Source organism: uncultured Bradyrhizobium sp. (genome assembly GCF_936943645.1).
In the GTDB taxonomy this organism is placed as follows: Bacteria; Pseudomonadota; Alphaproteobacteria; order Rhizobiales; family Xanthobacteraceae; genus Bradyrhizobium.
Genome location: NZ_CAKZJO010000106.1, coordinates 26448 through 38423 on the forward strand (window position 1 = coordinate 26448; position 11976 = coordinate 38423).

Annotated in this window: 15 protein-coding genes and 1 riboswitch; of the genes, 12 read left to right on the forward strand and 3 right to left on the reverse strand. The window is 64.1% G+C overall.

Annotation, left to right across the window (positions count from 1 at the left end):
• Positions 1–34 precede the first annotated feature (34 nt).
• A riboswitch (TPP riboswitch) is annotated at positions 35–175 on the forward strand.
• From Q0743_RS31435 to Q0743_RS31465, 7 genes are all read left to right on the forward strand, one after another.
• Positions 163–1185: an FAD-dependent oxidoreductase gene (locus Q0743_RS31435; RefSeq protein WP_298245304.1), complete on the forward strand. Its 1023-nt coding sequence runs from the start codon at positions 163–165 to the stop codon at positions 1183–1185. It overlaps the preceding riboswitch by 13 nt.
• Complete coding sequence (thiS, locus tag Q0743_RS31440) at positions 1176–1373, forward strand: sulfur carrier protein ThiS (protein ID WP_298245305.1); 198 nt, start codon at positions 1176–1178, stop codon at positions 1371–1373. Before Q0743_RS31435 ends, thiS begins: the two co-directional genes overlap by 10 nt.
• Positions 1374–1580: 207 nt before the next feature.
• On the forward strand, positions 1581–2363 hold the full coding sequence (locus tag Q0743_RS31445; RefSeq protein ID WP_298245306.1) for a thiazole synthase: 783 nt from the start codon (positions 1581–1583) through the stop codon (positions 2361–2363).
• Positions 2350–2955: a thiamine phosphate synthase gene (locus Q0743_RS31450; protein ID WP_298245307.1), complete on the forward strand. Its 606-nt coding sequence runs from the start codon at positions 2350–2352 to the stop codon at positions 2953–2955. Before Q0743_RS31445 ends, Q0743_RS31450 begins: the two co-directional genes overlap by 14 nt.
• Positions 2956–3121: 166 nt before the next feature.
• Positions 3122–5020 carry a phosphomethylpyrimidine synthase ThiC gene (thiC, locus tag Q0743_RS31455; protein ID WP_298245308.1) on the forward strand — a complete coding sequence of 633 codons (1899 nt, stop codon included), beginning with the start codon at positions 3122–3124 and terminating at the stop codon, positions 5018–5020.
• Between the two features lie 149 nt (positions 5021–5169).
• Positions 5170–6222 carry a DUF4062 domain-containing protein gene (locus Q0743_RS31460; protein WP_298245309.1) on the forward strand — a complete coding sequence of 351 codons (1053 nt, stop codon included), beginning with the start codon at positions 5170–5172 and terminating at the stop codon, positions 6220–6222.
• A gap of 100 nt (positions 6223–6322) precedes the next feature.
• Positions 6323–6829 (forward strand): mismatch-specific DNA-glycosylase, encoded by a 507-nt coding sequence (locus Q0743_RS31465; RefSeq protein ID WP_298245310.1) that lies wholly within the window; start codon positions 6323–6325, stop codon positions 6827–6829.
• 199 nt (positions 6830–7028) lie between these two features.
• Here the strand turns inward: Q0743_RS31465 and Q0743_RS31470 are convergent, their stop codons facing one another.
• Positions 7029–7253, reverse strand: coding sequence for a DUF6429 family protein (locus tag Q0743_RS31470; protein WP_298245311.1), 225 nt, complete (start codon positions 7251–7253; stop codon positions 7029–7031).
• 295 nt (positions 7254–7548) lie between these two features.
• Here Q0743_RS31470 and Q0743_RS31475 point away from each other — a divergent pair, with 295 nt between their 5' ends.
• A complete protein-coding gene (locus Q0743_RS31475; protein ID WP_298245312.1) occupies positions 7549–8196 on the forward strand; it encodes a glutathione S-transferase family protein in 648 nt (215 codons plus the stop codon).
• A 96-nt stretch (positions 8197–8292) separates the two neighbouring features.
• Here Q0743_RS31475 and Q0743_RS31480 read toward each other — a convergent pair whose 3' ends face one another.
• A complete protein-coding gene (locus tag Q0743_RS31480; protein ID WP_298245313.1) occupies positions 8293–8727 on the reverse strand; it encodes a hypothetical protein in 435 nt (144 codons plus the stop codon).
• Between the two features lie 500 nt (positions 8728–9227).
• Between Q0743_RS31480 and Q0743_RS31485 the strand changes: the two genes are divergently transcribed.
• From Q0743_RS31485 to Q0743_RS31495, 3 genes are all read left to right on the forward strand, one after another.
• The gene (locus Q0743_RS31485) at positions 9228–9611 is read left to right on the forward strand and encodes a RidA family protein (RefSeq protein ID WP_298245314.1); all 384 of its coding nucleotides are present in this window, start codon (positions 9228–9230) and stop codon (positions 9609–9611) included.
• Positions 9612–9761: 150 nt separating this feature from the next.
• Positions 9762–10022, forward strand: a complete 261-nt coding sequence (locus Q0743_RS31490; protein WP_298245315.1) for a hypothetical protein — start codon at positions 9762–9764, stop codon at positions 10020–10022.
• A 210-nt stretch (positions 10023–10232) separates the two neighbouring features.
• The gene (locus Q0743_RS31495; protein WP_298245316.1) at positions 10233–10484 is read left to right on the forward strand and encodes a hypothetical protein; all 252 of its coding nucleotides are present in this window, start codon (positions 10233–10235) and stop codon (positions 10482–10484) included.
• 77 nt (positions 10485–10561) lie between these two features.
• Here the strand turns inward: Q0743_RS31495 and Q0743_RS31500 are convergent, their stop codons facing one another.
• Positions 10562–11059, reverse strand: coding sequence for a J domain-containing protein (locus tag Q0743_RS31500; RefSeq protein WP_298245317.1), 498 nt, complete (start codon positions 11057–11059; stop codon positions 10562–10564).
• Positions 11060–11170: 111 nt separating this feature from the next.
• On the opposite strand from Q0743_RS31500, the gene Q0743_RS31505 reads away from it, so the two are divergent.
• On the forward strand, positions 11171–11938 hold the full coding sequence (locus Q0743_RS31505; protein ID WP_298245318.1) for an SDR family NAD(P)-dependent oxidoreductase: 768 nt from the start codon (positions 11171–11173) through the stop codon (positions 11936–11938).
• Positions 11939–11976: the final 38 nt, after the last annotated feature.

An 11976-nucleotide genomic window follows, 5' to 3' on the forward strand; every position in this document is an offset into this window, starting at 1 on the left:
GCGTTGACCACCCCGCCCCGCTGTCCTACATTAGACCCGTTCCGAGGGGTGCTCCGAGGAGGAGCTGAGATACCGCTAAACGGGCAATGCCGATTGACCGGCTTGCCAAGACCGCGGTGACCCTTTGAACCTGATCCGGGTCATGCCGGCGAAGGGACAGGGATGTTGCAAACGACCAAGCGACCGGATTCACCGGTATCCATCATCGGCGCAGGCATTGCGGGCGCCTGGCAGGCTTTGCTGTTCGCGCAGGCCGGCCATGCCGTGACCTTGCACGAGCGCGGTGACGAGGCGATGACGGACGCCACCAGCCATTGGGCCGGCGGCATGCTCGCGCCCTATTGCGAGGCCGAGGTCGCCGAACCCATCATCAGCCGCCTCGGCTTGCGCTCGCTCGAGGTCTGGCGGCGCGAGCTGCCCGACACGCCGTTCAACGGCTCGCTCGTCGTCGCCCATCCGCGCGAGCGCAACGATTTCGAGCGCTTTGCGCGCATGACCGAGGACCACCGCCGGCTCGACGCTGCCGGCCTTGCCGAGCTCGAGCCGTCGCTGGAAGGCCGCTTCCGCGATGCGCTGTTCTTTCCGGCCGAGGGCCATGTCGAGCCGCGCCGCGTGCTGCCGCAGCTGCACGAGCGCATCCGCGCCGCCGGCGGCACCATCAAGTTTTCCAGCGACGTTTCGGCGGGGGATCTCGCAAAGGACCCTGATGCCATCGTGATCGACTGCCGCGGCCTTGGCGCCCGCGACGAGCAGCCGGAGCTGCGCGGCGTCAAGGGCGAGATGATCCTGATCGAGACGGCCGAGGTGCAGCTGGCACGTCCGGTGCGGCTGATGCATCCGCGCTGGCCGCTCTACGTGATCCCGCGCGAGAACAATTTGTTCATGCTGGGCGCGACCTCGATCGAGACCGAGGACACCGGCGTCACCGTCCGCTCCGCGCTGGAGCTTCTCGGCGCGGCCTATACCGTGCACCCCGCCTTTGGCGAAGCCCGCATCGTCGAATTCGGCTCCGGCCTTCGCCCCGCTTTTCCCGACAATCTGCCGCGCATCGGCATTCGCGGCCGCAGGATCACCGTCAACGGCCTCTACCGCCACGGCTTCCTGATCGCCCCCGCGCTCGCCGAGCTGACGCTCAACTATGTCGAGCGCGGCCAGATCGACAACGAGGTGATGCAATGCGTGTGACCGTGAACGGCGAGCAGCGCGAGGTGGCCGCGGCCAGCGTCGATGCGCTGCTGTCCGAGCTCGACTACGAGGGCACCCATTTCGCCATCGCGCTGAACTACGACGTCGTGCCGAAGAGCCGCTGGGCCGAGACCAGCCTGAAAGCCGGCGACGAGATCGAGATCATCACGCCGCGGCAGGGAGGGTGAGGTGATGCTGCCACGCTCTCTCCACTCGTCGTCCCCGCCTAGTGCGCGATGCGCACGGGGGCGGGGACCCATAACCCCAGGGAGCGGTTATGGCGCTCGGTCTCTCCCCGCGTGCCCCAAGAGAAATCACGCGGTATGGATCCCCGCCTTCGCGGGGATGACAGCTACTTCTGGGCTGACAGCTGCATTCAAGGAGACGCCTTCCCAATGGTGACCTTCTACGGCAAATCCTTCGCCTCGCGCCTCCTCATCGGCAGCGCGCTCTATCCTTCGCCTGCGATCATGCAGTCCGCCATCCGCGCCTCCGGCTCGAACATCGTCACGGTGTCGCTGCGCCGCGAATCCGCCGGCGGCAAGACGGGCGATGCGTTCTGGAATCTGATCCGCGAGCTCGACGTGTCAGTGCTGCCGAACACCGCCGGCTGCCGCACCGTGCGCGAGGCCGTGACCACCGCAAAACTCGCCCGCGAATTGTTCGGCACGTCCTGGATCAAGCTCGAGGTCATCGCCGACAACGACACGCTGCAGCCCGACGTCGTCGGCCTCGTCGAAGCCGCCACCATCCTGATCAAGGACGGTTTTGAAGTGTTCCCCTATTGCACCGAGGATCTCTCGGTCGCCAACCGCCTGGTCGATGCCGGCTGCAAGGTGGTGATGCCGTGGGCCGCTCCCATCGGCTCGGCCCGTGGCATCACCAACCGCGATGCCTTGAGCCTGCTGCGCGACCGCCTGCCCGATATCACCTTGGTGGTTGACGCCGGCTTGGGCGCGCCCAGTCACGCCGCGCAGGCGCTGGAGCTCGGCTATGACGCCGTGCTGCTCAACACCGCGATCGCCAAGGCCGCCGATCCCGTCGCGATGGCCAAGGCCTTCCGCCTCGGGATCGAGGCCGGCCGCACCGCATTCGAAGCCGGGCTGATGAACGCCCGCGACTTCGCCTCCCCCTCCACTCCTGTCGTTGGGACCCCGTTCTGGCATGCCGTATCCTGATCGCTTTTATCCCGTCGTCGACAGCCTCAAATGGGTCGAGCGGCTCACCAAGCTCGGCGTCGGCACCATCCAGCTGCGCGCGAAAGAGCTGAACGACGCCGACGCACTGCAGATCGTCAGCGACGCGCTGGCCATCACCAAGGACACCGAAACGAAGCTGGTCGTGAACGACTATTGGCGCGCGGCGATCGTCGCCGGCGCAAAATATCTGCATCTCGGCCAGGAGGATCTCGCCGAGGCCGACCTCGGCGCTATCCGCGAAGCCGGCCTCTCGCTCGGCATCTCCACCCATGACGACGCCGAGCTCGAGACTGCGCTCGCCGCAAAGCCCGATTACGTCGCGCTCGGCCCGATCTTCTTCACCACGCTCAAGTCGATGCGCTTCGAGCCGCAGGGCATTCCGAAGATCACCGAGTGGAAGAAGCGCATCGGCACCATCCCGCTGGTCGCGATCGGCGGCATCAAGTTCGAGCACGCCGCGGAGATCTTTGCGGCGGGCGCGGATTCGATCGCGGTGGTCAGCGACGTCACCCAGAACGCCGACCCCGATGCGAGGGTGCGGCAATGGCTCGGCCTGAAGGAGGCGGCGTGATGCCCCAACTGTCTCCACGTCATTGCGAGCGCAGCGAAGCAATCCAGGATCTTTCCGTGGAGGCAGTCTGGATTGCTTCGTCGCAAGAGCTCCTCGCAATGACGGAGCAAGAACTCACCAGCGTCGTCTCGGCGCCAAAGCATACGAATTAATCCGGAGGATCCCCATGAACATCCGCTCCAACCCCGAAAAAACGGTCCCCGCCGTCACCACCGGCCCCCTTCCCTCCTCGCGAAAGATCTTCGCGACGCCCGACGCCGCGCCCGATCTGCGCGTGCCGCTGCGCGAGATCATCCTGTCCGAAGGCGCCGGCGAGCCGAACCTGCCGGTCTACGACACTTCGGGCCCCTACACCGATCCCTCCGTCACCATCGACGTCAACGCAGGCCTTGCGCGCAACCGCAAGCAATGGGTGCTGGAGCGTGGCGGCGTCGAGGAATATGAGGGACGCCAGGTCAAGCCGGAGGACAACGGCAGCGTCTCCACCGACAAGGCCGCGCGCGCCTTCTCGGCCTATCACAAGCCGCTTCGCGGCCTCGACGGCCACAAGATCACCCAGCTCGAATTCGCCCGCGCCGGCATCGTCACCAAGGAGATGATCTACGTCGCCGCGCGCGAGAACCTCGGCCGCAAGCAGCAGCTCGAGCGCGCGGAAGCCGCCCTCGCCGACGGCGAGAGTTTCGGCGCATCGGTGCCCGCCTTCATCACCCCGGAGTTCGTGCGCGACGAGATCGCGCGCGGCCGCGCCATCATCCCCTCCAACATCAACCACGCAGAACTCGAGCCGATGATCATCGGCCGCAACTTCCTGACCAAGATCAACGCCAATATCGGCAACTCCGCCGTGACCTCGTCGGTCGAGGAGGAGGTCGAGAAGATGGTGTGGGCGATCCGCTGGGGCGCCGACACCGTGATGGACCTCTCGACCGGCCGCAACATCCACACCACGCGCGAATGGATCCTGCGCAACTCGCCGGTGCCGATCGGCACGGTGCCGATCTACCAGGCGCTGGAGAAGTGCAACGGCGATCCCGTGAAGCTGACCTGGGAGCTCTACAAGGACACGCTGATCGAGCAGTGCGAGCAGGGTGTCGACTATTTCACCATCCACGCCGGCGTGCGCCTGCAATACATCCACCTCACAGCCAGCCGCGTCACCGGCATCGTCAGCCGCGGCGGCTCGATCATGGCGAAGTGGTGCCTGGCGCATCACAAGGAAAGCTTCCTCTACACGCATTTCGACGAGATCTGCGACCTCATGCGCAAATATGACGTCTCGTTCTCGCTCGGCGACGGCCTGCGTCCTGGTTCGATCGCGGACGCCAACGACCGCGCGCAGTTCGCGGAGCTGGAGACGCTCGGCGAGCTCACGAAGATCGCGTGGGACAAGGGCTGCCAGGTCATGATCGAAGGCCCCGGCCACGTGCCGATGCACAAGATCAAGATCAACATGGACAAGCAGCTCAAGGAATGCGGCGAAGCCCCGTTCTACACGCTCGGGCCCCTGACCACCGACATCGCGCCGGGCTATGACCACATCACCTCAGGGATTGGCGCGGCCATGATCGGCTGGTTCGGCTGCGCCATGCTCTGCTACGTCACGCCGAAGGAGCATCTCGGCCTCCCCGATCGTAACGACGTCAAGACCGGCGTCATCACCTACAAGATCGCCGCCCACGCCTCCGACCTCGCCAAGGGCCACCCCGCCGCGCAACTGCGCGACGACGCCCTCTCCCGCGCGCGGTTCGAATTCCGCTGGACCGACCAGTTCAACCTCGGCCTCGACCCCGATACCGCAAAAAGCTTCCACGACGAGACCCTGCCGAAGGAAGCCCACAAGGTCGCCCATTTCTGCTCGATGTGCGGCCCGAAGTTCTGCTCGATGAAGATCACGCAGGACGTGCGGGACTACGCGGCGACGCTGAATGATCCGAACAGCGTCGGCATGTCGATGCAGGGCACCGCCGAGGACGGCATGGCCAAGATGAGCGCGAAGTTCAAGGAGATGGGGAGCAGCGTTTATCTGGACGCCGAGAAGGTGAAGGAGAGCAATCGGGTATTGTGAGGGACGTCGGTTAAAAGGCCCGGAGTTGCTCAGGGTCTACCTCACACTTAAAGGGCCGGGGAAGAACCGGCCTTTTTCGTTGCCCGCATTGAATGGGGCTACTACCTTGCGCAGCGTTTCCAGATCGCATCCAATAATTGGCCGTTGCTATGGATAAGCGGTACCAGATCTTTGTTAGCTCCACGTTCGCTGATCTGCAGCACGAGCGCCAAGCTGTCATGCAGGCACTGCTAAGTCTCGACCACTTTCCTGCGGGAATGGAATTATTTCCAGCCTCTGACGAAGACCAGTGGGCTCTCATCAAAGGCGTGATCGACGACAGCGACTATTATGTCCTGGTAATTGGTGGACGGTACGGGTCTACAACCGAAGACGGTATCAGCTACACCGAGATGGAATTTGAATACGCGAAGGCCACCAGGAAGCCGATCCTGGCATTCGTCCACCAAAATCCTGAACTCATACCAGCCGGCAAGACGGATCTAAGCGATGCGGCGCGAGCGAGACTAGAGGCATTCCGCTCAAAAGTCGGAACAGGCAGACATATTAAGTTCTGGACGAATGCGGACGACTTACGTGCGAAAGTGATTCAGTCGATCTCTGCAGAAACCAAGCGCAACCCGCAAGAAGGCTGGGTCCGAGCAAGCCGCACGGCCGACCCAGCACTGCTAGAGTCCTTGCGTAGCGAAATTGACAGTCTTCGTAATGAACTCGCTAACGCTCGATCGGAGGCTCCAACTGGATCTGAGAATTACGCTGGAGGAACGGATCCCTTTCTGATCGACTGTCACTACCAAGTATATCAGCGAGAAGAGCGCGAGTGGCTGAGGGGATCGCGCAACGTAGGCGTAAGCTGGAACACAATCTTCTTTGAGGTTGGCCCTATCCTAATGGAAGAAGCGACCGAGCAGCAGATGAAGCGTCGGCTATCGAACGAAATATGGCGATACGATCTCGACAAATTCCCAAAAGGGGTCGAGGTTTCGATTAGTGACGACACCTTTGACACCATAAAGGTACAGCTATTTGCACTGGGTCTAATCCAGAAGAGTTCAAAGAAGCACGTTCCGTCGGATACGAATCGATACTGGGCATTGACTCCCTATGGAGAGACGACGCTTATGAAGCTCCGCGGCATTCCGAAATCCGACGGCGGTATTCTGCAAGCGAAGCCGTCAGAGCCTAGCCTCAAATCTCTATAGCAAGGATAGCTGGGCTAACCGGCGCGGCATCGTGGATCTTTGCCGTCCTGCATGTCGCTAATGCTCGCGCGCTACAACGCTACAGATACTTGATCTCCCCGTGACCATCGCCCACCGCCTCCCCGACCAGCTCCGCCCCAACCTCCGCCTCGTCTTCGTCGGCACCGCCGCCTCGACGCGCTCGGCGCAGCTTGGGCACTACTACGCCCATCCCGGCAACCGCTTCTGGCGCGCGCTGCATGAGGCCGGGATCACGCCGCGGCGCTATCAGCCGAGCGAGTTCGCGAAGCTGATCGATCTCGGGATCGGCTTCACCGATCTCTCCAAGACGGGCGCCGGGATGGATCACCAGATCGCGGCGGAGACGATCGACGTGGCGGGCTTCAGGGCGAAGATGGAGACGTACCGGCCGCGGACGATTGCGTTCACGAGCAAGAAGGCGGCGAGCTTGTTCTACGGCCGGCCGTCAGTTGCAATCGCGCTGGGGCGGCAGAAGCGCGATGCGAGCCTGCCGGAGATTTTTGTGCTGCCGTCGCCGTCGGGCGCGGCGTCGGGGAGTTGGAGGCTGGAGCCGTGGCGGGAGCTGGCGGCGTGGATCGCTGCGTAGGTTCAGCGAACAATTGCGCGTCACATTCCCCGTCGTCCCCGCGAACGCGGGGACCCATACCCCCAGGGAGTAGTTTGGCGGAGACTCGGCGTTTCGGTACTGAGACCAACCGCACAGATAGATCACGCGGTATGGGTCCCGGCGTTCGCCGGGACGACACCGTGGGTTTGGCGGCACACCGTCATCGCGTTCGCAGACCTCACTCCTCGAACAATTTTTCGAACAGCGTCTTCGCGCGTTCGAGCCCCTCTTGCGTGAACACCACGGACTTCACCTTGCCGACGGGATCGTCAATCATGCCCTTGTCATGCAGGCGCCCGAGCACTCCCCAATCAAAACCCTTCCATGCCCGGCAGCCGTCGTGGAGGGTGAGATAAAGCAAGGCCAGCGCGGCATCGTCGATCTTGTCTGTGTTGATGGTCATATCGATCTCCTCACAAACGATGTTGAGGCCATCCTATTCGACAATCGACGGCCTGCAACGGCGCTGGGAGGTCCGTAGGGTGGGGTAGCGGCGCGGGTGCGCGAAGCGCAGTCGCGCGGCGCAACCCACCGCGTCTGCCGCCGCCGAGGCATAAGAGGTGGGGTTACGCCTTGCTCCGTCCCGTGTTGATGAACCGCGCATGTGAACGGCTGACCCACCCTACAAAGATCGGAGAGGGTGTCGGAAACCGCCGGCCTCGTTCGTCCTCTGTAGGCCAACCACCCCGGAGCCCCCGATGCCCACCATCACCGCCTTCGAATCCTCGCCCGACCGCGGCAAGGGCCACGCGCGAGACATGCGGGTGCGCTGGGCCTTCGAGGAGGTCGGGCTGGCTTACGACGTCCGCCTCGTCTCGTTCGCCGCGATGAAGCAACCGGCGCATCGCGCGCTGCATCCGTTCGGGCAGATTCCGACTTACGAGGACGGCGATCTGGCGCTGTTCGAGTCCGGCGCGATCGTGCTGCATATCGCGGAGCGCCATGACGGCTTGCTGCCTCGGGATGCCGATGCGCGCGCCCGCGCGATCGCGTGGATGTTCGCCGCGCTGAGCACAATGGAGCCGCCGATCGTCGAGCTCACCATGGCCATGATATTCGAGCGCGACAAGAGCTGGTACGCCGAGCGCCTGCCGGGCTTGCAGGATCGCGTCCGTGTCAGGCTCGGCGAATTGTCCCACCACATCGGTGATGCCGACTGGCTCGACGGCGCGTTCAGCGCCGGTGACCTCATGATGGTGACAGTGCTGCGGCGGCTGCACACATCCGGGCTGCTCGACGAGTATCCCGAGATCGCCGCCTATGTCGCCCGCGGCGAAGCGCGGTCGGCGTTCCGGCGCGCGTTCGACGCGCAGCTTGCGGTGTTCACCGCGGCGTCGCGATCGTAGGTACGCAAAGCGAAAGCGTGCCCACGATCTGTATCTATCGCTGACGAAGGGTGGGCACGGCGCTTTGCGCCTTTGCCCACCCTACGGCACCGTTCCCTACCGCATCGTGATCGCAAGACCCGAGAGATCCGCGTTGGCCATCAACCCGACCTGCGTGCCCGACAGTTCCAGCACCGCGCCCTTCTGGTTGGTCAGCACGATGGCGCGGGCGCCGGCGCCCACGGCAAGGCCGGCGCCGGCGGCGCCGTAGACCCCGGCAACGTCGGAGGGACGGTTGATGTTGGAGACGCGACCGCGCAGCACGGTCTTGGATCCCCCGAAGACGAGGCCGTAGTCGAGCCCGCCGGTCGAGAGCGCATAGGAGCGGCCGCGGAAGTTCAGCACGCCGCTCCCGCCCGAGCCGCCGATGATCCAGCCCGCCTTGTAGATCGTCAGCGTCACGAAGCCACTGTCGGCCTGCGCCGCGGTCGAGAGTCCGGCCAGCGCGGCGATGGCGATCAGCGCGGCGCGAAAGGTGGAAGCGAGCTTCATGGGGGTCTCCGGGGGATGATTTTTGTGGGGGAGAAACGAATCAGAGGCTGCGAATGTACAGGATGGATCGGGGCGGCAACATGATGGGGTGAGGCGTGAGACGCGCTCGGCCCTCGTTCTCCGTCATTGCGAGGAGCTCAGCGACAAAATTGCGTAGCAATTTTGTGCAGATGCGACGAAGCAATCCAGACTGCCTCGGCGGAGAGGGTCTGGATTGCTTCGCTGCGCTCGCAATGACGGATGAGGCAGAGCGGTCCTTTCGCCGATGCAGGCCAGGAGGCAAAGCGCCGCGTGACTGCGCGACCATCGGCATCATGCCATTCTGCCCCTGATTTGCCCGACGGAGCAACCGCGCGAATTCGCCAATTTCGAATTTGAAAACGCGAACGATTCCAGTCTCATGGCTACTGTGCATGGGGTTGTTTTCGCGTTTTTTGGTTGGCGCTCGCCTCGCCTGCCGTTACGCTTCCCTCGTCAGCGTCCGTCTTCGAGGTGATCCCATGCCGATCCAGCATTTCGCGCCCCCGCCCAACGTCAAGGCGCCGCCGCTGTCCTTTGCCACCCGTGTCGGCGATCTCCTGTTCGTGTCGGGCATTCCCGGCTTCGATGCCAAAGGCGCGCTGCCCGACGGTTTCGAGGCGCAGTTCGCCAATGTCGTCGTCAACATCAAGCGCGTGCTGGACGAGGCCGGCGCCACCGTCCGCGACCTCGCCAAGGTCAACGTGCTCCTGACCCGCGCCTCCGACGTCGCCGCCATGAATGCGCTCTATGCCGGCGCCTTCGGCCCGCCGCCCTACCCGGCGCGCACCACCTGCGTGGTGCAGGCCCTGCCCGATCCGAAGATGCTGATCGAGATCGAGGCGGTGGCCTCGCTGGCGAGGTGAGCGCTTTCGCGTGTGGCTTGTCGGGCACGCGGCCCAACCAAATGCGCAGGGAACAGCTGACATGTCCGTGAACGGCAGCTCCACGGCTTGCAAAGGGCCTGCTTTTACCGCACGAATTTTCAGGTCCCATTTCCCATCAGGAGATATGTCATGCGTCGCGTTCTCGCGCTCTGTGCCGTTGCCGGCATCGCCTCTTCCGTCTTTGCCGTGCCGGCCTCGGCCAAGGTCGGCTATTACGTGATCCGCTGGGACAACACCGGCATCTGCCAGGTCTGGAACGAGGACCTCAAGTACAAGCCGTTCCAGATTGGCGTGTCGACCTACAAGGTCGTCAGCAAGCCGCTCCCGACCTTCCAGGCCGCCTCCGACCTGCAGATCAAGATGCGCGCCGAGCGCCGCTGCACGCTCTAGGCTTGAGACGACAACATCGGATTTCGAGGGCGGATCGCGCGAGCGGTCCGCCCTATTCTTTTGCGCAGCGCCCGCGCCCATCCTTTGAACCTGATCCGCACGCGGAACTACTCACCTCTTGTCCGGCGCGCATCCCCTGAAGCGTCCGGCACCAGCCCTCCCCGTCATTGCCGGGAGGCGCATCACATCATTCATTTCGAGGAGCCGATCATGCGTCGTATTTCCCTGCTGTGCGCTGCCGCCGGTCTTGCCGTCACTGCGTTCGTGGCTGCGAGCCCCGCGAACGCCAGCTATCACCTGATCCGCTGGCAGGACACCGGCTTCTGCCAGATCTGGGACGAGAGCATCCCGACCACACCGTGGCCGGCCGGCTATCATCGCGCCAGCGCCAGCATGCCGACCTTCCTCGACGCCCTCGCGGCGAAGGATGCCGCGCTCAAGAACGGTCACTGCACCTGGTAAAATTCGATCGGCGGACGAAAAGCGGGCAAGGACGATGGTCTCGTCCTTGCCCGCTTGTTTTTCGATAACTGGAATCCTCACGCGTCCTTGTGCGCGCCGGGATGGATCAGGACGTCGCGCGCGGCGGCGAGGTCGATGAAGGCCTCCGCGCTGCCGCCGTGGTCGGGATGCATGCCCTTGGCCGCGCGGCGATAGGCCTGGTTGATGTCCTCGCACGTGAGCTGCACCGAAAGCGGCAGGCCGAGCAGCCGGCGGGCGCGATCCTCGGTGGACAGCTTTTTCGGCGTGGCGTTGCGGCGGCCGAAGCGCGGCGCGGTCAGGTCGTGGACGACCTCGAGCACCACGGCGAGACGACGCTGGGCTGCCAGCGTGACGCCGTGATCATGATTGTCGACTGCCTGGCGCAGCACCGGCAGCGCCTGCTCGGCGGCCTGGCGCAGCATCGTATCCGTGCTCATCCGCGCGATCTCGGCCACGAGCCGGCCCGCCTCGGCGAAGTCGGCCGACTGCGGCGAGCGCAGGCGCTCGAGGGCGAGTTTCCAGGAGTCGAGCCGGGGATCGAGCCGTTCCATCATGCGCGCAACGTTTAGCAACCGAGAACAGTATGCCAAGGCTGCCGTTTCCGACCCCTTAATTTCGAGTTAGCGTTTGGTGAAACTTAAAAACGAAATCGGGAGGAAAATGTCATGGCATTACTTGCAAACCACATCGCCGTCGTCACCGGGGCGGGTTCCGGCATCGGCCGTGCGATCGCCGCCGGCTATGCCCGCGAGGGCGCGCAAGTGGTGCTGCTCGACGTCAACGCCGACACCGTCGCGGAGGCCGCCGGGGAGATCCGAAAATCGGGCGGCAAGGCCGAGAGCTTTGCGCTCGACGTCACCAGGCGCGAGGATTGCTTTGCACTGGCGAAGCAGGTCGAAAGCAAGGTCGGGCAGGTCTCGATCCTCGTCAACAATGCCGGCATCACCCGCCGCAACGCCTTCACCGCGGACACCGAGACGGTGGCGAAGGACTGGAACGACATCATCTCGCTCAACCTCAACGGCGTCTTCAACGTGACGCAGGCCTTCCTCGCACCCTTGCGCGCCAGCAAGGGCCGCATCGTCAATATCGGCTCGATCCAGTCCTTCGTGCATCTGCGCACACCGAGCTCTGCGGCCTACACGACCTCGAAGCACGGCGTGCTCGGCTTCACCAAGGCGCTCGCGGTCGAGCTCGGCAAGGAAGGCGTGCGCGTCAACGCGATCGGCCCCGGCTTCATCGAGACCAACATCAACGCCAATGTGCGCGCGACCAATCCGGCGCTGGTGCAGGCTTTCGTCGACCACACCCCGCTGGCGCGCACCGGCAAGCCCGAGGACATCGTCGGTCCCGCGATCTTCCTGGCCTCGGATCTGTCGGCCTACGTCACCGGAACGATCGTGATGGTGGACGGCGGCTACCGGACGGTGTGAGCACGCATTCGCCCGCGAAGGCGGGCGATCCAGTATTC

Coding starts and splice junctions, on each gene's coding strand:
- Q0743_RS31435 (WP_298245304.1), top strand. CDS start 163: ATGTTGCAAACGACCAAGCGACCGGATTCACCGGTATCCATCATCGGC.
- thiS (WP_298245305.1), top strand. CDS start 1,176: ATGCGTGTGACCGTGAACGGCGAGCAGCGCGAGGTGGCCGCGGCCAGC.
- Q0743_RS31445 (WP_298245306.1), top strand. CDS start 1,581: ATGGTGACCTTCTACGGCAAATCCTTCGCCTCGCGCCTCCTCATCGGC.
- Q0743_RS31450 (WP_298245307.1), top strand. CDS start 2,350: ATGCCGTATCCTGATCGCTTTTATCCCGTCGTCGACAGCCTCAAATGG.
- thiC (WP_298245308.1), top strand. CDS start 3,122: ATGAACATCCGCTCCAACCCCGAAAAAACGGTCCCCGCCGTCACCACC.
- Q0743_RS31460 (WP_298245309.1), top strand. CDS start 5,170: ATGGATAAGCGGTACCAGATCTTTGTTAGCTCCACGTTCGCTGATCTG.
- Q0743_RS31470 (WP_298245311.1), bottom strand. CDS start 7,253: ATGACCATCAACACAGACAAGATCGACGATGCCGCGCTGGCCTTGCTT.
- Q0743_RS31475 (WP_298245312.1), top strand. CDS start 7,549: ATGCCCACCATCACCGCCTTCGAATCCTCGCCCGACCGCGGCAAGGGC.
- Q0743_RS31480 (WP_298245313.1), bottom strand. CDS start 8,727: ATGAAGCTCGCTTCCACCTTTCGCGCCGCGCTGATCGCCATCGCCGCG.
- Q0743_RS31485 (WP_298245314.1), top strand. CDS start 9,228: ATGCCGATCCAGCATTTCGCGCCCCCGCCCAACGTCAAGGCGCCGCCG.
- Q0743_RS31490 (WP_298245315.1), top strand. CDS start 9,762: ATGCGTCGCGTTCTCGCGCTCTGTGCCGTTGCCGGCATCGCCTCTTCC.
- Q0743_RS31495 (WP_298245316.1), top strand. CDS start 10,233: ATGCGTCGTATTTCCCTGCTGTGCGCTGCCGCCGGTCTTGCCGTCACT.
- Q0743_RS31500 (WP_298245317.1), bottom strand. CDS start 11,059: ATGATGGAACGGCTCGATCCCCGGCTCGACTCCTGGAAACTCGCCCTC.
- Q0743_RS31505 (WP_298245318.1), top strand. CDS start 11,171: ATGGCATTACTTGCAAACCACATCGCCGTCGTCACCGGGGCGGGTTCC.